The 18,846-nt window shown below is 55.6% G+C and carries 13 protein-coding genes; 9 read left to right on the forward strand and 4 right to left on the reverse strand.

All coding sequences use genetic code 11. The features are described 5' to 3' along the window. Positions 1-54: 54 nt before the first annotated feature. Positions 55-747, reverse strand: coding sequence for a metal-dependent hydrolase (locus tag RBB62_RS01085; protein WP_309396165.1), 693 nt, complete (start codon positions 745-747; stop codon positions 55-57). Positions 748-858: 111 nt separating this feature from the next. Between RBB62_RS01085 and RBB62_RS01090 the strand changes: the two genes are divergently transcribed. The 5 genes from RBB62_RS01090 (at position 859) to RBB62_RS01110 (ending at position 6,979) form a co-directional block, all read left to right on the forward strand. Continuing rightward, complete coding sequence (locus RBB62_RS01090; RefSeq protein WP_425499878.1) at positions 859-1,446, forward strand: thioredoxin family protein; 588 nt, start codon at positions 859-861, stop codon at positions 1,444-1,446. 553 nt (positions 1,447-1,999) lie between these two features. Further along, positions 2,000-2,365 (forward strand): DUF3302 domain-containing protein, encoded by a 366-nt coding sequence (locus tag RBB62_RS01095; protein ID WP_309396169.1) that lies wholly within the window; start codon positions 2,000-2,002, stop codon positions 2,363-2,365. Positions 2,366-2,374: 9 nt separating this feature from the next. Continuing rightward, complete coding sequence (locus RBB62_RS01100) at positions 2,375-3,502, forward strand: HlyD family secretion protein (protein ID WP_309396171.1); 1,128 nt, start codon at positions 2,375-2,377, stop codon at positions 3,500-3,502. Positions 3,503-3,508: 6 nt separating this feature from the next. After that, on the forward strand, positions 3,509-4,987 hold the full coding sequence (locus RBB62_RS01105; RefSeq protein WP_309396173.1) for an efflux transporter outer membrane subunit: 1,479 nt from the start codon (positions 3,509-3,511) through the stop codon (positions 4,985-4,987). Positions 4,988-5,071: 84 nt separating this feature from the next. Then, positions 5,072-6,979 carry a hypothetical protein gene (locus RBB62_RS01110; RefSeq protein ID WP_309396175.1) on the forward strand — a complete coding sequence of 636 codons (1,908 nt, stop codon included), beginning with the start codon at positions 5,072-5,074 and terminating at the stop codon, positions 6,977-6,979. A 58-nt stretch (positions 6,980-7,037) separates the two neighbouring features. On the opposite strand, the gene RBB62_RS01115 is transcribed toward RBB62_RS01110, so the two are convergent. After that, complete coding sequence (locus RBB62_RS01115) at positions 7,038-8,177, reverse strand: mechanosensitive ion channel family protein (protein WP_309396177.1); 1,140 nt, start codon at positions 8,175-8,177, stop codon at positions 7,038-7,040. A 123-nt stretch (positions 8,178-8,300) separates the two neighbouring features. Between RBB62_RS01115 and RBB62_RS01120 the strand changes: the two genes are divergently transcribed. The 3 genes from RBB62_RS01120 to RBB62_RS01130 all read left to right on the forward strand — a co-directional run bounded on the left by RBB62_RS01120 (position 8,301) and on the right by RBB62_RS01130 (position 14,086). Then, positions 8,301-9,503 (forward strand): DUF2851 family protein, encoded by a 1,203-nt coding sequence (locus RBB62_RS01120; protein WP_309396179.1) that lies wholly within the window; start codon positions 8,301-8,303, stop codon positions 9,501-9,503. Between the two features lie 82 nt (positions 9,504-9,585). Further along, a complete protein-coding gene (locus RBB62_RS01125; RefSeq protein WP_309396180.1) occupies positions 9,586-12,729 on the forward strand; it encodes a hypothetical protein in 3,144 nt (1,047 codons plus the stop codon). A gap of 22 nt (positions 12,730-12,751) precedes the next feature. Continuing rightward, complete coding sequence (locus RBB62_RS01130; RefSeq protein WP_425499877.1) at positions 12,752-14,086, forward strand: anaerobic sulfatase maturase; 1,335 nt, start codon at positions 12,752-12,754, stop codon at positions 14,084-14,086. A gap of 32 nt (positions 14,087-14,118) precedes the next feature. Here the strand turns inward: RBB62_RS01130 and RBB62_RS01135 are convergent, their stop codons facing one another. Continuing rightward, on the reverse strand, positions 14,119-15,729 hold the full coding sequence (locus RBB62_RS01135) for a GNAT family N-acetyltransferase (RefSeq protein WP_309396182.1): 1,611 nt from the start codon (positions 15,727-15,729) through the stop codon (positions 14,119-14,121). Between the two features lie 238 nt (positions 15,730-15,967). Between RBB62_RS01135 and recJ the strand changes: the two genes are divergently transcribed. After that, positions 15,968-17,632 carry a single-stranded-DNA-specific exonuclease RecJ gene (gene recJ / locus RBB62_RS01140; RefSeq protein ID WP_309396184.1) on the forward strand — a complete coding sequence of 555 codons (1,665 nt, stop codon included), beginning with the start codon at positions 15,968-15,970 and terminating at the stop codon, positions 17,630-17,632. A gap of 516 nt (positions 17,633-18,148) precedes the next feature. On the opposite strand, the gene RBB62_RS01145 is transcribed toward recJ, so the two are convergent. Further along, complete coding sequence (locus RBB62_RS01145; RefSeq protein WP_309396186.1) at positions 18,149-18,586, reverse strand: hypothetical protein; 438 nt, start codon at positions 18,584-18,586, stop codon at positions 18,149-18,151. Between the last annotated feature and the right edge of the window lie 260 nt (positions 18,587-18,846).

Genomic DNA, 18,846 nt, shown 5'->3' on the forward strand with positions numbered 1-18,846 from the left:
GGCGGTCTCCCGATTGGAGGACACGTTTCTAGCAACGCCCTGCGAGATGCTTATTTAGAACTCGATGACATCGCCGCAGGCCATGATGCAGACGGCCACGCCGGTTTCGGCGGCTTTTTCGGCAAAGGCGTCGGGGTCCTGGTCGATCATGCCGGGGAAGGTATTGTAGTGAATCGGCACGACGAGGCGCGGGCGAATGTATTCGCAGGCGATGATGGCGTCCTCCGGTCCCATGGTAAAGCGGTCACCGATGGGCAGCATGGCGAGCTCGATGTTGTAGCGGTCGCCAATCAGCTTCATGTCGCTGAAGAGGCCGGTGTCGCCCGCGTGGTAGAAACTCTTCTTATCACTGGTAACGACGATGCCTGCTGGCTGCCCCATATAGATCGGCAGACCGTTTTCGTCGGGATAGCTGGAGCTGTGGTAGGCAAACGTGAAGTTGACGCGGCCAAAGGGGAAGTCTGCGCCGCCGCCGGGATTGACGGGGGAGATCTTCACGCCGTGCTTGGCGTTGAGGTAGCTCGCGAGCTCGAAGTTTGCGATGATGGTGGCGTCGTTGGCGAGGGCAATTTCCACGGCGTCGCCCACGTGGTCCTGATGCCCGTGGGTCAGCAGGATGTAGTCGCATTTGACGTCGGCCGGGGCGACGTTGCAGCTTTCGTTTCCGGAGAGGAAAGGATCAAACAGCAGTTGTGCTCCGTCGACATCGAGGAGGCACGCAGAGTGGCCAAAGTATTGAAGTTTCATCGGCATTTGGATTATCACGGAAATTCCGGGCGCGCAATCATGGATTAGCAAGTCTGGTTGAAACACCTGTTTTGAATTGATTTGCGATTTTGTATGCCTACGCTGCTATCCATGGCAGCGGTAAACTCTACGATGCTCCCCCTGGGGACGCCAGCCCCGGAATTCGCGTTACCGGACGTGAACGGTGATACCGTGTCGCTGGGGCAGTTCGACGGTGCGTCGGCTTTCCTGATCGCATTCATCTGCAATCATTGTCCTTATGTTTTCCACATTCGGCGCGACTTTGCGCGTCTGGCAGAGGAATATCAAAGTCGTGGGGTGGCGGTCATCGCGATCAACGCCAACGACGTTGCGCAATACCCGGACGACAGCCCCGAGAAGATGAAGGCTCAGGTATTTGAGGCTGGTTACACTTTCCCCTACCTCTTTGACGAAGCGCAAACCGTGGCCAAGGCCTACCGCGCCGCCTGCACGCCGGACTTCTACGTGTTCAATCACGACCGCTACCTGTGCTACCGTGGCCAGTTTGACGACTCGCGCCCGGGCAACGGCATTTCCGTGACCGGCTCCGATGTCCGTGCCGCGCTCGACGCTACGCTCGAAGGCGAACGCATCCTCGACGATGTGCAAAAGCCGTCCATCGGCTGCAACATCAAGTGGAAGCCCGGCAACGAGCCCGACTACTTCGCCGGCACCTAGCCAGCCAGCGTCCCGCTGGACCGATAGATTCGCGCAGTGCGCGAATGTGGGGCAACGAGTGCGTCCATCCGTGGACGTAGATGTGAAACGGAGGCAGCGAGCAATTACTTAGAACATTTTTAATATTACTTGGCCGATCAGGCCGCACTGATTTTTCGCGTCCAGCAAGACGGCTTGAGCGTAGCAGGCAACTTGACGAGCCACCAAGTTGCTTTCAGTGCGAACATCGATGCCGAGTTTGACGTCCAGGTATTGTTTTTGATCTATCACCGGTTGCCGGGTTGAGCATTTGCTGGACCCGGCAACTTCATGTTTTCTCTAGCAGCCTGTCGGATTTAAATGCGCTTATGCGGGACTGGGAGCATTTCGGGGGGTGGCTTGACCCTGCCTTGTTCGTCGAAAAGTAACTCTGGGGCATTTTCGCGGCTCGAAAAATCAAATCCGACAGGCTGCTAGGTGAAATCCAATGTTGTCTTAGCGGATTTGCTGTCATACCACAGATTACCACAAAAAGAGTTAAAGGCTCTTTGGCGTGCTGCGCAGACCACAAGCTATGGACAAACTGGATTATATTTCTTTGGGGCTGATCTTTGTTTCGGTGATCGTCATCGTGTTGGGGATCGTCAAGATTCATTGCTATCCGGGGAAGATTGCCGAAGAGCGCGGTCACCCGCAGGCCAAGGCCATCGAGGTCACGTCGTTGCTTGGCTTGATCGCGTTTCCGCTATGGATGTTTGCCCTGATGTGGGCGTATTCCAATGCCATCATTGGCAAGCTCTACCGCGAAGAACCGGTGAAGGAAGAGAAGCCGCCGAAGCCCTTGCCCGAATTTTTGGAGAAACACCGTAAGCATCGCAAAGAGGCGGATAAGACTTCGGCCAAGACCGAAGATAAGCCCGAGCCCAAGGAGAAGCAATAAGGCTACGTCATGGAGCTCTTACTTACAATAGCCTACTACTTCCTCGTCCGGCTGATCTTCATCGATTACAAGCTGCTGCCGTGGAATCTCTTTTTTAAGTTCGTCGTTTGTGCCCTTTATGGTGGCGCGGCGCTGACGGAAGTTCTCATGCTGGGCCAATACACGCCCTACAGTAAGTTTGCGTTTACGCAGGCCTATGTCGTCCAGATGGCACCGGAGTTTGGCGGCCGCGTGGATGAGGTTTACGTGCAGGCCAACGAACGCGTGAAGAAGGGCGACCCGCTCTTCAAAATGGACGCTCAGCCATGGGAAGACCGGGTGCGTGAGCACGAGGCGCAATTGGTTCTCGCCAAGACGCAGGTTGCCGCGATGGACGCGCAGGTGGAAGAGGCGCAGGCCCGCGTGGAGCAGGCCAAGGCTCAGTTGGCGCTTGATCAGGAAAAGCTTTCCGAACTCACTGCCGCCAATCAGAAGAACGCCGTTGCCACGATTCGCATTCAGCAGCAGGAGCAAAGTGTGCGTAACTCCGAGGCGCAGCTCAAGGTGAACCAAGCAGCCTTGCGCGCATCGCTGATTGCTTACGACGCCAAGCTGGACGGCGTGCATGCGCAGGTGGCCGAAATCGAAGCAAAACTTGCCTCTGCAAAATACAATTTGGAGCACACGATTATCCGGGCACCTGCCAACGGCTACGTGCCGAATATGCAGCTTTATCCGGGTTCGTTCATCCGCATGAAGTCGCCGGTCATGCCCTTCGTCAACGAGGAGGAATACTGGATCGTCGGCGGCTTTGACCAACGCGGCATGCAGCATGTTCGTGAGGGGGACAAGGCTGAGATCGCCTTTGAGATGTATCCGGGGGAGGTCTTTGAGGCGGAGGTCGTTAGCATCGGTTGGGCATCTTACGGCGCGCAGGGCATCCCAAGTGGCGTTTTGCAGGAAGGTCAAAATCACCCGAGTATGGAGTTTGCGATCCGCTTGAAGCTTACCGAGGAAAATCCGAAGTATCCCATGCGCTTTGGGGCAGCTTCGCTGGTGGCGGTGCACTCTAAAGAAGCGATCGACTTGCTGGTGGTTATCCGGCAAATCGAGATCCGCTCCGAGAGTTACCTGAACTACCTGTTCAACCCATTCTAAGAACGGATGGAACGCACGATGGAAAAAGCGCGCCCCCGGATTGGACTGCTCTTGTTATTCGCCTTGTTGGGCGGTTGCACAGTGGGGCCAGACTATAAAAAAGCGGAGATCGAAACGCCGGCTTCCTGGAGTAACCCTATCCAAAACGAGCCGCCGGAAGATCCCGTAGCGCCGCTTGAAGACTGGTGGACTATTTTTAATGACCCGGTGCTCGATGGCCTGATTGAGGACGCACATGAGTCGAATTTGACATTGCAGGCAGCGCTCGGCAGCGTGCGCGAGGCGCGGGCGCGTTTAGCCTACGCGGGCGCTCAGAACCTGCCGGAAGCCAATGTTTTCGGCAAACCTTCGACCACCAAGATTAGTGACAATGGAGCCTTCCGCCAGATTGCACCTCCGGGTGGATTTAAGGGCCAGAGCATGATGATTTTCGGCCTCGATGCCGCCTGGGAAATCGACATTTTTGGCCGCAATCGTCGGGAGGTAGAGGCCGAAAGTGCACGCTACGAATCGTCGATCGAAACGTATCGCGATGCGCTCGTCTCGCTCTATTCGGAAGTGGCTCTAGCCTATATCGAAATCCTCTCTTATCAGGCGCACATTGCCAAGGCTCAGAGTAACATCGACGTTCAGCAAAAGGCCTTGGCGCTCACGGAAGAACGCTTCCGCGACGGTCTCACTTCGGCGCTCGATATTGAGCAGGCCAAGTCCAACCTTTACTCGACGCAGGCCGCAGTGCCGCTCTTTCGCTTGCGCATGAACGAAGCCTACAACCGCTTGGCCGTGCTTTGCGGCAAAGATGCAGGCTCGCTCCAAGGCCAGATTGCGGACACCGGAACTTTGCCCACACCGCAGATGGATGTCTCTGCCGGGGTGCCAGCTGATATCATGCGCCAGCGTCCGGACATCCGGCGCGCGGAGCGTCAAGCCGCGGCTGCGACAGCGATGATTGGCGTGGCCGAGGCCGATCTTTACCCGCGTTTTGCGCTGAAGGGATCCATTGGTTTGGAGTCCAGTTCGGTGAGCTCGTTGTTTGATTCCTCCAGCCTGATCTGGACAGTCGCCGCGCCAATTCATTGGAATGTTTTCACCGCGGGCCGCACGCTGGACCACATCGAGATCAAGGAAGAGCAGGCCAAGCAAGCGGTGCTCAACTACCGCGAGACCGTGCTCGTGGCGCTGGAAGAAGTGGAGAATGCGATCACCGGTTTCAACGAGTACCGCATTCGGCATCGTCACCTGATCGAGGCGACGAAGGCCACGGAAAACGCGGTGGAGCTGGTCACCACGCAGTATGAAAATGGCCTGACCGATTTTAATAACGTCCTCGATATGCAGCGCGCGCTTTACGATCAGGAAAACAAGCTGGTGAGCAGCAAGACGGACTCGCTGCGCAACGTGGTTGCGCTCTACAAGGCGATGGGCGGCGGCTGGCAACCTCCCGAGGAAACAGAGATCATCGAAGACGCGGTTAACGCGCAGTAGGTTCTATCACACATCGGCTGCTTTCGTGGTTGTCGGGAATAAACAAGACTGGTAGCGTTTCTAATTGTTCGACCTACTTTGCTTATGATGCGAAACCTTTTCTTTGCCGGACTCCTCGCTCCACTTAGCCTGCTCGCGATCGCGCCAACGCCGGCTGAGCTGCGCCAATACAATGGCGCCGCTTTTGGTGCGTTTCCGGTGGAGTATCCCAGCACGCCGAGCGGGCAGTCCACCAAGATAAAGGCGTTTGGCGAATACACCTTGGCGGATATCGACGGCGAGCTGGGTTACATTCAGTCGTTGGGCGTTAATCAGGTGAAGACCTACGCGCACGCGGTGTGGGCGCCATTCGGGCAGTATGACCAAGGGCTTCAGCAATACATCGAAGGCTGGAATACCATCAACAGCAACCCGAACTCGACGACCGCTGCGACGCCCCTAGGGCAGTTGAATAACCCTTTCGCCAACTGGTCCTTTGCTACCGTGGGCACGAAATGGGTAATCCCGTTGGCGGCTGAACGCGGCATGGAAATGTTCGCCACGGCAAACGTGAGCAGCGGCACTTTGGCGAGCTCGCCGACTGGCGTGCCCGCGACGGTCGACATTAAATACCGCGTCAAAGGAACGCTGAAGACGATGACGGTGGACACCACTGGCTACACCAGTGCACATTGGGATGTGGAGCTGGCGCTGGCCGCAATTGCCAATGATCGCCTGACCCTCACGCAGCCTACGACGAGCACGGGCAGTTATTCCGTGGCGACGAAGTCGGGGCAGAATCGTACTTACGTGAAGGCGCTGATCATCGGCAACGAAGTGCTTTCGACGGGCGGCATGACTGCGGCGCAGGTCAAAACGATGGTGGCCTTTGCGAAGACGCGCCGCGACGCCTATGGGCTCACCAAGGCCGAGCTGCCGATCACCACCTGCACGAACAGCCTTGGCAATTGGCAGAATATGCAGTCGGACGTGTTGCCCGAGATCGAGACCTATATTGTTTTCAACACCTACGGGATGCCGTTCGTGAGCGTGGGCGGCACGAATCAGGCGAGTCCAACTGGCCTGAGTACCACGAACCCCGCGAAGTCAGTTGGCGATCAAGTCATCACGAACATCCAGGCATTTAAGGCGTGGCTCGCCACGACAGCGCAGAATGGATTGACGGTTGTGGTAGGCGAGCATGGTTACCCTTCAAAAACGGTGGCCAGCGACCCGAATGATCTCTTTAACAATACCCATGCTGGCGAGTATTACTGCGGTAGCACGAGCCCGGCATACGAAGGCGTGCTCAACGCAATTGCGGAGGAGGGCGTGCTGGCGTTTTTCTTCGAGGCCTTCGATGAGCCTTGGAAGGACTTAACGTATCCGACCGACGGCACGGAGAATTATTGGGGCGTCGCGACGGTCAGCCAGACCGAGCGCCGCGTGCCGAGCAATATCTATGATCCCTCCACTTACAAGGTGTGGGAGTATCCGCAGAGCTACGCGCAGAAAACGAATTATTGCTCACCACTGCTGCCAGCCTCGACGCGTGACACGGATGGCGATGGCCTGACGGATGATTTTGAAGCACAGATTGTCAATGCGCGCGTAGATGACGGCTTGCTAGGCTATGAGCATGTGCAACCAGGCGACGATTTCGATGGCGATGGCCTGACAGAAATTCAGGAGCATGGCTTGGGCACCAGCCCCGTTAGCAATGATTCCGACAATGATTTGTTCAACGACCTGACCGAAGTGAATTTTGGCTCGGACCCGAATGATCTACGTAGCTTGCCGGTCGCGCAGGCGGCAGTCTCGGCCTTTGAGTTTCGTTTTGTGAGTGAGGCTGGCTACATCTATCAGGTCGAGTATTCGCCGAACCTCGTGATCTGGGAACCGGTAGGGTCGTCGGTCGTGGGCGACGGTGAGCGACAGAGCATCTTTGTTTCGACTGAGGGACGCAGCAAAAACCGCGAAAACTACCGCCTGGGCGTGTCGTTAGCGGAGTAAAGGTGTGACTGGGAATTGCTATTATCGCAGTGGTACTTCATGCCAAGCTGAAGGCAGCTTAACTGTCGAGTGGAATGCTGGGGAGATTGAGGGGGCGTTTCTCATCTCCGGCCAAGTAGACCGTTTGGGACGGGAACGCGAAGTCGATGTCGGCTTCGCCAAAGGCGCGAAAAATGCGTAGGTTTAGCCATTGGCTGTGCTCCAGATAATCCCAATACTTTGGTGGCTGAAACCAGTAAATGCAGATAATGTTCAGAGAGTCAGCATTGAGATCATTAAAATAAACACGCGGCAGCAAATCGCCTTGGTTGATGCGTTCGTTCATCTTGGTGGATTCATCGTCCTCCTTATACGCCAATAGGTCTCGGAGAATATTGACCGCTTCTTCAATTTTTTCCGGTGGAGTATCATAGGTGATGGTCACGTTCATGATACGCCGGATAAAGGGACGTTTGCCGATATTGTGGATTGTTTTCTTATATAGTTGGCCATTGGGAATTGTAACCAGGTGGCCGTCGAGCCGCTCCATGCGCGTGCAGGTTAGGCCGACTTCGGTAATCACGCCATCGTGGCCATCTATGTTGCAGCGGTCGCCGATTTCAAACGGCTTATTCATAAAGAGGAACACCGAGCCAAACAGGTTGCCGATGCTTTCCTGCGCTGCCAGGCCGAAGGCGAGTGAGGCAATCCCGAGTCCGGCTAGGATAGTGGTGATGTCTTTCGTGCTGATGATCTGAATGACCTGCAGGATGATGACCGCGATGATGACCACGCGCATCGTCTTGCAAATGAGTGGTATGAGCATGGCGTCCATGCGGGTATCATCCTTTTGTGCATGTCGGTGAAGCATGAACTCTGGCACCGCGACAAGGTGCAAAACAAGCGTCCCAAAGGATAGCACGATCAGAATTGAAGCAGCGACATCAGCAATGTGCTCCAAGTTTCCTGGGAAGATAATTAGGTTAACACCTATGTTGAAGCCAATTGCCATGCCAATCGCGCCCAGCGACTGACCTACGGAGCGGTAGAATACGTGGATGATGTTTTCTTCCTGATCAGAGATTCGGCTCCCGGCCTTTCTTACTGCGATCTCGCAGATCTTACCGATCACGAAGCCTATTGCTACGCAGGCGAGTGCCAGCAAGTATTGCCAAATTTTATTGCCGAGGAAGTCAGTGGTGAGGAAGTCGCTGTTCATCTGTTGATATATAAAAGTGAGGACTCGCCTTAATGCAAATTTGATTCCAAATCGGAAAAGTTCATACCTTCGCTTTGCTTTGCGCTTGGCGGTTCCGTACAATGCCTTACGTTATCCTTTACCATGACTGCATTACCGACTGCTCAGCCCTGCGCGCCGTTGGAAGTTGCCGAGCTGCCCGGCGAGTTCGGCCCGGTGAGTCTTTCCGAGCTCGTGGTGCAGCGCATTTGGCTACGGCAAGACTTCATGCATGATAAATTGCGCACGCAAGGAGGGCGCAGTCTGCTTATTCGCAAACCCGGGCAGTGGAACCTCCAAGAAGGACCGGACTTTCGCGATGCCATAATCGAAATCGACGGCGAGCGAATTGACGGCGACATCGAAATACATTTCTATCCGGGGGATTGGTTTGACCACGGGCACGAGGCGGATGACGACTTCGGCCGCGTGGTGTTGCACGTGGTGGTGTTCGACGACGGTTCCCGCCCGGCCTACACTTCGCTCGGCGCGCAGCCGGAGGTGCTGGTGCTGCTGCCCCTACTCAGCCGTGATCTGGAATCCCATGCTATGGAGGACGCGCTCCTCGCATTGGAGCGTCGCGACCACGTGGACTTGCTTGCTTTCTACTTGGGCCTCACGCCGGAAGCGCGCGTTTTTGATTTGCGTGACCTCGCCTTCGAGCGTTGGCAGCAAAAGCGCCGCTACGCCAAGATGCGCTTGGAGCGCTTGGGCTGGCGTCTGGCCTTGCATCATGCAATGCTTGAGGTGTTGGGCTTTCGCCGCAACCGTGCGCCAATGATTGCGTTGGCTGAGCATTTTCCGCCGGAGGAGATAGTGGAGCATTCGGCAGACGAGCTGTTCGACTTCGCCCAAGGGCGCTGGAAACTTGCGGGCCTACGCCCGGCCAATCATCCACGCCGCCGTTTGGAGCAATACCAAGCGCTGCTCACGAATTGCCCGGACTGGCCTCAGGCCATGCTGCAATGGGCGGGGCTCCGCGCGAACGCAGATCCAGACGAGCTGACCTCACTCGTGCGCCGCAACTCTGGCTTCACTGCCTTGCGCGCCGAGTTGGCGGACGGCATTTTGGCCAGTTTCTTGACTGGACCACGGCTCGATACGCTGGTGGTCGACGCCTTGCTCCCTCTCGCATCCGTTGAGACCGGACGTGACTTGTTTGGTCTGTGGCATCACTGGATGGCGGGTGATTCGCCAGCGGCGCTTCTGCAATTCCTGCGGGAGGCGGGAGTTTGCCATTCCAGGCAGCCGCGTTGTAATGGCCTGCTTCAGGGGGCGCTTCAGCGCTTCTTTACGAGTGGTTTATGAGGCCGCCGCGTTAATTTTTTGACCCAAAACTTGTGACAACTGTCGAAGTGGATAACCTTTTGACTTAACCCAAGGCTACTCAATGAAGAAATTTCTCAAAATCATCCTGATCCTCGCCGTGTTGCTCATCATCGTGGGCGTCATTGCCGCCGTGGTCGTGACCCGCCCCGGTTTCCAAAAATCCATTTTCCTCAGCACGATGGAAGGTAAGGTGGACAAGGTGGAGGTCGGTACGCTTTCGGCTGGCACGTCCAAAGTCTCCATCCAAGCACTTGAGATCGAGCAGGCAGGCGCGCTGGTGAAACTCGGTGACCTGCAGTTGACCTATTCGCTGTGGGACTTCGTTTTCGCTAAGGAAATCCGCATCGATGAACTCGTGGTCTCAGATTTGCTCGTCGATACTACGAAAATGAAGCCCAGTGGTGATAAGGGCGAGTCTTCTGAGCCTTCAATTGAGGGTGGCGCCCCAAAATTTGGCGGCATTTTCGAAAACGCCGAGGTGCCAGTGAAGCTCTATATCGGCAAGGTTGACGTGAATGGCAAAGCCCTACTGCCCGCTCGACAAGTGGACTTCAAGCTTTCCGGCGGAGACATCGCACCCGGCCAGGAAGGCAAGCTTACGCTTAAGGGCGATCTGCTCGATGAGACACCCGGCGCCGCCGCTGAAAGGCTCGCCTTGCACGGTGAGATCAAGCTGAACCAAACGTCAGAGCAAAAGCTAAACCGCATATCTTTTGACGGCGACATATCTGCGAGCGGTGGCACGCTGGCTCAACCGGCTAGCCTCGCCATTGCTTTGGAGGCGGATAAAAAAGACGCGACGGAAGTCTATCAACTGAGTGTCAGTCGTGATGGGCAAGAGCTTGCAAAGCTGGAGTCCACTTTTACGCCTGCCTCGGAGTCACTCGTGGGCGGGGTGACGGCTAATGTTGACCGTGCGGCGCTGACGCCATTTCTGATGGGTGCGGATTTACCGGATTTCACGTTGATCATGGACGAGCAATTCCAACTCGACGGCAAAGCGAAGAAATTCGATGTGGTCGGCACGTTGCAGCTTGATCTGCGCAACCTCGCCCAGTGGAAGCCCGAGTTGGCCAACGTGGGTGGAGGCACGCTGAAGGCGAACTTGAAATCCACCCTTCAGACCGGGCAAATTTTATTGGAAACCCTGGACGCGCATTTTGTTACCAACAGCGGCCGCAAGCTGCTTGCGCTGGAGCTCAAGCGTAAGTTCACGATCAAGGTTGTAGATGGCAAGCCGCAGCTTGATGGCCAGTCTGGTGAGCTGCTGACTGTGGACCTGCAGAATTTGCCAGTGGCTTGGCTGAATCCATTTTTGAAAGGGACGTCTCTATCTGGCGACGAAATCACGGCCGGGATGTCGATTACGGCTCAAAGTGAGTCGGATATTAATTTGGTCGGCACGAAGCCTTTGCAGATTGGTCAACTCAGTGTGAAGCAGGGTGAAAAGCCACTTTTGAACCGTGTCGATATTGCGGTTTTGCCTCAGGCGGACCTTAGCGGTGAGCGACTGACGGTGAAGCTGGAAGATTTATCCTTGGCCAGCGGTGGCCAGCAGTTGGTGACTGGGGCGATCGTGGCTGATGTGCAGGACACCAAAACGCCAGCGGACACGACTGCGGTCAACATCAGCTTGAATGGTAATCTGGCTAAGCTACTCGAACAACCGGTGTTGGTGCCCTACGCTGGATTTGCGGGAGGCAATTACTCATTGGCAGGCACGACTACGCCTCAGGCCGGAGAGTTGGGGCTAAATCTTACACTCGTCCTCAGTGACCTTACGCTCAAGCAGACATTCGATCAGCTCTCCACCGCGAGTCTGTCAGTGGTTGGTGCTGTGGATGGCGCTGATAGGATGGACCTCAAGGGAAAGCTGTCGGTTAAAGGAGGGTCTCTGGTTAGTGATGCAGCGCTTTCGGCCAAGGTTAATCGCAGCGATGGTAAGAACCAGTTCGATGTTGAATTGACCGGGGACATGCTAAGCATTGACCAACTACAGTTATTGGCGGCCGGTTTTAAAAATCCTGATATCGCGAGTGATTCGGAGGCGCAGCCGGAAGTTGTTGAGCAACTCGCGAAGCCTACGGGACCAGATGAAACAGCAGCCTGGGCCGGTAATGACGGTACGTTTGATTTAACTTACGGGCAGGTCATTTATGGAAAGACGACGCTCAAGCAATTTGTCGGTAAACTGCTAATCAATGACCAGACGCTGCGGATCACGCCGCTGCAAGCGCAGATCAACGATGCCCCGGTCAGCGCCAAGGCGATAATTGATTTCACTGCTGGTGTGGCGAAGCCCTATGCGCTTGATACGAGCATCGATTTACAGGGGCTCGAAGTGGGCACGCTTACCACTAAGACGGGTAAGGCGCAGGACGCCGGCATCACTGGTCCGTTTTCTTTCAAGGGTGAGGCCAAGGGCAGTGCGCCGACGCTGGGCCAGTTGGGCGACCTCGTGCTCTTCAACCTAGCGCTCAAAGGCGGACCAGGTGTGGTACGCACCGAAGGCAGCGCAGTCGGCAGTGCGGTCTCGGGCATTGGCGCTGGGCTCGGGCTTGTGACGGATATTACGAGCGCATTTGGAGTGACTGGCGTTAAGAATAATCCGGCCGTGCAACAGGTTAATGGTATGTTGGCCGCCATTAGCGAAGAAATTGTCTACGACGAGATTTCACTGGAGGCCAGCCGCAAGGAAAACCTCAACGTTAACTTGGATGACTTCGTGCTGCTTAGCTCTAAGAACAACATGAAGTTTAAGGGCGCGGGCAAGATTACCTATCAGGAGGACGTCCCGATGACGGAACAGCCGATGGTCATTGCTGCTCAGCTGTGGACGAAGGGCAACCAGCTTAAATTGATTTCGGACCTCAAGCTCGCTGGTTCCTCGACGGACAAGGAGGGCTTTGTGGCTGGACCGCAGTTTCAGATCACCGGCACGCTGTCTGATCCGGATTATTACAGCAGTCTGGCTAGCACGATTCTGGGTAATTTGCCCAATATCGTCACTGGTTTGGTGGGCGGTGCTGCGGACTCAGCCACAAATACGCTTGGCGTTACTGATAGTAACGCCCAAGATTCTGGCACTGATCAATCTACAGATCAGTCTCAACCGCAGAATAAAAATCAAGAAGCCGCCCGTGCCATTGGTGGTCTTTTTCAGGGGCTTCTCAATTCCCAGCAGAAAAAAGATCAGCAAGAATAGTATCTAAGCAGTAACGAATCACATGCCCCAAAGCCCGCGAATCCAAATCGATGAACGCCTAACGAGAGGTCCCCAGCACGAGCAAGCGTCTGCTCCATTTCACGTGATGACCAAGCCCATCGGGCCGCTGTGTAACCTCGATTGCGAATACTGCTTCTACCTCGAAAAGGAAAACCTCTTCGCATCGAACGAGCGCTTTAAGATGGACGACAAAACCCTCGAGGCCTACGTCCGCAACTACATCGAGTCTCAGCCGGAGCACAATGTCACCTTTGCCTGGCAGGGCGGCGAGCCCACGCTCATGGGCGTGAAGTTCTTCCAGAAGGTCGTCAAATTCCAGAAGCAATACGCCAACGGGCGCACCATTGAAAACGCCCTGCAGACCAATGGCACGCTGCTCAACGACGAGTGGTGCCAGTTCCTTCATGACGAAAATTTTCTCGTCGGCATCAGCATCGACGGCCCGGAAGACATCCACAATCACTACCGCGTCGACAAGAAAAAGGGCCCGTCCTACGGTCAGGTCATCCGCGGCATCGAGCTCGCCAAAAAGCACAAGGTCGAGTTTAACACGCTGACCTGCGTCCACGCCGGCAACGTCGACAAGCCGCAGGAAGTTTACAAGTTTCTGCGCAACATAGGCAGCGGCTATTTGCAGTTTATCCCCATTGTCGAACGCCTGCCGGACAAGGATTCGCGCGACATCGGCCTTCAGCTCGCGCATCCGCCGGACTTCCGTAGCCCGCCCATCGAAAAGCGCCCGCCCGTCATGGCAGACTGGGCGGTGGACCCGCATAAGTTCGGCAGCTTCCTGTGCTCGATTTTCGACCGATGGGTCACGCGCGATGTCGGCAAGACCTTCGTGCAGATCATCGACATGTCGCTGGGCAAGTGGCTTAACATCCCCGGCGGCCTGTGTGTGTTCAGTGAGACTTGTGGCAAGGCAATGGCCATCGAGCACAATGGCGACGTCTACGCCTGCGACCACTACGTTTACCCGCGCTACAAAGTGGGTAATGTGCTTAACCAGTCGCTGGGATCCATTGTCGATAGCGACGCGATGAAGCAGTTTGGTCAGGACAAAAAGACCGGCCTTCCGCAGCAATGCGTGAAGTGCGACGTCCGTTTCGCCTGCCACGGGGAGTGCCCAAAGCACCGCTTCACGTGGACCAAGGACGGCGAATTCGGCCTGAATTACCTCTGTCCGAGCTACTTGAAATTTTTCCGCCACATCGATCCAGCCATGCAGATCATGGCCCAGCTCTACCGCAACCGTCGCCCTCCGGCGGACATCATGCAATTGCTGAAGAAAGACCCGAAGTTGTTGGATAAGCAGCGGGTAGCCAGTCGACGCTAGTGGTGGGGGCTGCGCTAGGGAAAGTGTGTGTGCTACCTTGGTAGGTCCAGTGGGACTGATTTCGTCGCGTCGGCGTGTGGCGCGGGGGCGTTTTGCAGCTTGGCGCGGATTTCGAAGAGATCCGTGCGGCGGTCGAAGCGCGGACGGACGGCGCCGGTGTTGCGGGCGCGGTGCAGGTCGGAGATATCCAGATCGCTGATGAGCAGGGTTTCGACGTTTGAATCGGCGATGGCCTGAATGCCGTCCCGGGCGAACTCGAAATCGCTCGGCGTGTAGATCGCGGCCTGGCCGTAGTGCACGTCCATCGCGGGCACACTGGGCAAATTGCCAATGATACCGGCCGTGACGACGTAGATCTGGTTTTCGATCGCGCGGGCCTGCGCGCAGTATTTTACGCGGAGGTGCCCCTGGCGGTTGTCCGTGCAGTAGGGGACGAAAATAATTTCGCAGCCCTGGTCGGCCAGGTAGCGCGTGGCCTCGGGGAATTCGATGTCGTAGCAGATCTGCACGCCGATTTTGCACTTGGGCGTATCGACCACGTAGAGCTCGCTGCCGCCGTCGATGCCCCAGTATTTGCGCTCGGCAGGGGTGATGTGGAGTTTGGGCTGGGCGATGTACTCGCCGTCGGGCGAAAAAACGAGGCTCTTATTAAAGATCTTGCCGCTGTCGTCGCTGGCGGGGATCGGATGGCTGCCAGCAATGAGATAGCAGCCGTATTTGCGCGCGAGGCCGGACATCAGTTCGATAAATTGGTCCGTCAGCTCAGAAAGTTTGCGAATTCCCTCCAGCGCGGCGAGATTCGGCATCGTGGAAAGCAGCTGGACGGAGAAAAACTCCGGAAAAAGCACGAATTCGCTGCCGTAGTCGGCCGCCGTTTCGATGAAATACTCGGTTTGCGCCGCAAAATCGGCGAAATCTTTAATGCCGCGCACCTTGTATTGCACGCAGGAGACGCGAACTTTGCTCGTTTGGCCTTCTTCCGGCGGCTCATAGTCGGGGTTGAGCCACTCGATGAGGCTCGCGTTGTTGAGGCTGTTGGGGTCGGGCAGGTAATTTTTTAAGATATCCCGCAAAACAAAGCCTTCGCGGAGCTGGAAACTGAGCACGAGGTCCTTCATTTCGCCCTCAACGACGCGTCGCGCGTATTCCTCGGGCGACATTTTGTCGGCGTGCTCGCGGTAGTTCCACAGGCGGCCGCCGGCCAGAATGCGACGCAAATTGAGGTCGCGGCAGAGTTTGCGGCGTCCTTCATAGAGCGCAGCGCCAATGCCGAGGCCACGGGAATCGGGGTCTACATAGACGTCCGCGCCGTAAAGCGTGTCGCCCTGCGGGTTGTGATTGTGGAAATAACCGCCGTCGGTGATGCCGGCGTAGGTGTGTGGGCGGAGCGGGTCGCCGCCCAGATTGACAATCAGGCTACAGGTCGCGCCAAGGATTTTGCCATCAACCGTGGCCACGAGCTGCCCTTGCGGGAAATAGCGTAGGTGGCTGCGCAAGTGGCCTTCGCACCACACGACGTTTTCTTCGGCCAGATTCGGGTAAGATTTCTTGTTGAGCTCGACCAAACTGGAAATGTCGGCGGCGTTAGCGGGGCGAATGTGGATCTCATGGCCCTTAGGGCCGGTCGACGTGTATGGCTGCATATGGGTAATATTGTCGCTCAAATGCGTTTTGAAATCAAGTGGGCACAGTGAGGATTCTTGGTTTTGGGGAGGGGTGGGGCTCTATATGTCTTTGTTGACGGGGGCTCGTGGTGGCTTGAGGAGCTTAGTTGTAGAAAAGAAGGGAGTGCTATTCGCAAAAGCGTTGCCAAGGTTGTGGGTTTTTGGTCGTTTAGAGTTTTGCATGTTCTGGCGGACGATTGACACACCCAAAGAAGCTATGAAGCGCCTAAGGCGTGAGTTGGGTGTCTCCAAGGTTGTCGCAACGCTGCTGGCCCAGCGCGGTTTTTTGGAGCCAGAGGACGCAGAGCGCCACTTGAACCCACGTTTGGCGCACCTCGATGACCCGTTTTCCATCTATAATATGGACCCAGCGGTCGACCGGCTCATCGACGCCATGCACAAAGGCGAGGAAATTTGCCTCGTCGGCGACTACGATGTAGACGGCGTTACGAGCACTTCGCTGATGGTCATGATCCTCCGCCGACTCGGCGTGAGCCCGCGTTTTTATGTGCCGCGCCGTCTGGATGAAGGCTATGGTCTGAGCGAAGCCGCCTTGGAGCGCATTTTAGGCGATGGTAAACCGGACTTGTTTGTCGCGCTGGATTGCGGGACGAACTCCGTGCAGGAAGTTGCTTCGCTACGGGCGCAAGGCGTGGACGTTCTTGTTATAGATCACCACCAGTCGAAGGATGAGACGCCGGCGGACGCGATTTTGATCAATCCGCACATTTCCGGCCAAAGCGAGGCAGCGTGGGGCGATAGTTGCACGGTGGGGCTGGTCTTTAAATTTGTCCACGCGCTGGTCAAACGCCTCCGCGAACAGGGCGACCCGACCGCGAAAGAAATTGTTTTGCGGGATTATTTAGACCTCGTGGCGCTGGGAACGGTGGCCGACCTCGTGCCTTTGCGTGACGAAAACCGCATCTTTACCCGCTTCGGGCTGCAATGCCTGGGCCGCACGGAGCGCCCTGGTCTGTTGGCGTTGATGCAGGTAGCGGGTCTTGAGTTGGAACAACCACTGGCCACGACAGACATCGCATTCCGCCTGGGACCCCGCATTAATGCAAGTGGTCGGCTGGGAGACGCTGCTGTCCCGGTGAATCTTTTGCTGAGCGAAGAATACAGCGAATGCCTGGAAATCGCACGCGAGCTCGACGAACGTAACCGCGAACGCCAGTCCATCGAGCGCGCTATCTTTGAGGAAGCGCGGGAGCAGGCCTTGGCGCAAGGCAACGCCGCGGGGCTCGTGGTTTATGGCAAAGATTGGCATCCCGGCGTGGTGGGGATTGTTGCGGGTAAGCTCGCAAAGGAATTTTACCGTCCTTGCCTGGCGCTGGGCGGAGAAGGTGATTTTGCCAAGGGAAGTGGGCGCAGCGTGGCGGGGATTGACCTACAGGCGGCGCTGCATCTGTGCGACTCGCTCTTTGTGGAGTGGGGCGGGCACCCAATGGCGGTCGGCGTTACTTTAGAAGCGGTTAATGTAGAAAAGCTCCGCCCGGCCTTTGCTGATGCGGTGCAAACCGTGGTTCCCGAGCCGCCGGAGCAGGAAATTGAGATAGCTGCCTGGCTGGATGCGAATCAATTGGGGGGCGATGTCGTCGCTGCCTTAGAGGAATTGCAACCGTATGGGCAGTCGCACCCAACGCCGGTTATTGGCCTGCGCGGTGTGCGTTTGACGGATAATCCCTTGGTTTTTGCTGGTCGCCACGCGCGTTTTCGCTTCCAGGGAACGAGCGGAGCGCCGTTTTCTGCCGTAGCCTGGGGAATGGGGAATCGTCCACCGCCCGTGGGTAAAGAGATCGAATTAGCCGTAAAATTGGGCTGGAATCGCTGGCAAGGCCGTTGCGAACCGCAGGCCGAAGTGCTGGATTGGCGCGCATAGGGGCGTTTTTTCGCACTTAAATCGTTGGTTGGTGGGCGTTTGACTACCGCTGTGGAGAAAGAAACCGCGGCAAATTTCGGATTTGGGTGCGTTACTGGGATGGTTTTGAGGCGGAAAAACGAGGCTGCTTTGCGTACGAAACCAGCGCTTTAGTTGGAAAAAGGGCAAAGTTTGGCGCTGAAGTTCGTTGCTAATGGCTTCTGTTAGCTAAAGAGGGTGTCCGTGAGGGCTTTGTTTATGCGGGTTCTGGGTCTGTGGATAACTTTCTTCATTATTTTTAAAATATTACTTGCCGAAGTGAGTCTAAACCTTAGCTTCCGTCATCTTTCCCTGATGACTGGCCTCGCCGGTCGGAAGCGAAAATGTTCTTTTAAAGGTTTATCTAGGAGCTCAGTTGAGCGCGAAAAAAACTTAAAACTTTTTCTTGCTAACCAATTTATTTCCGCCAGTGTCTGCAACCTTTCCCACGAAGCGCCGCTTCGAAGGGAGCTTGAAAAGCCGCCTTCGGGTAGCGATTCAAATGTTCTTTAAAAGGTCTCTAACGAGTGAAATTGGAAAGTTGAAAAAAGTTAAAACTTTTTCTTGCCAACCGGAAATTTTCCGCCAGTGTCTGCAACCTTTCCCACGGAGCGTCGCTTCGAAGGGAGCTTGAAAAGCCGCCTTCGGGTAGCGATTCAAATGTTCTTTAAAAGGTCTCGCACGAGCGAAATTGGAAAGTTGAAAAAAAGTTAAAACTTTTTCTTGCCAACCGAAAATTTCCTGCCAGTGTCTGCAACCTTTCCCACGAAGCGCCGCTTCGAAGGGAGTTTGAAAAGCCGCCTTCGGGTAGCGATTCAAATGTTCTTTAAAAGGTTCGTTACGAGCAGGTTTCGGAGAAATTAAAAAGTTGAAACTTTTTACTTGCCAACTGAAATTGCTCCGGTAGCTTTCACCACCTTTCGCCTGAAGCGCCAAGCTTCAAGCGGAGAAGGAATCCCAACTAAGTGTTGGTGATTATGTTCTTAATAGGGTTAGTGATTCGGCTAATTTTTTCTTCAAAAAAGTTTAACTCTTTTATTGACGAAACAAATTAAAAGCCTAGCTTCCACGACCTTCCGCTGGTCGCCAAAAGGCGAACGCGAAACTAAATTTGTTCTTCTGAAAGTTTTTTGAAAAAAGTGGTTGACGAACCGAAGATGAATCTTCTTTATGGCCGTCTTTCCCCCATCGCCAAA

Origin of the sequence: Cerasicoccus maritimus, from assembly GCA_031296935.1 — a bacterium.
Lineage (GTDB): Bacteria > Verrucomicrobiota > Verrucomicrobiia > Opitutales > Cerasicoccaceae > Cerasicoccus > Cerasicoccus maritimus.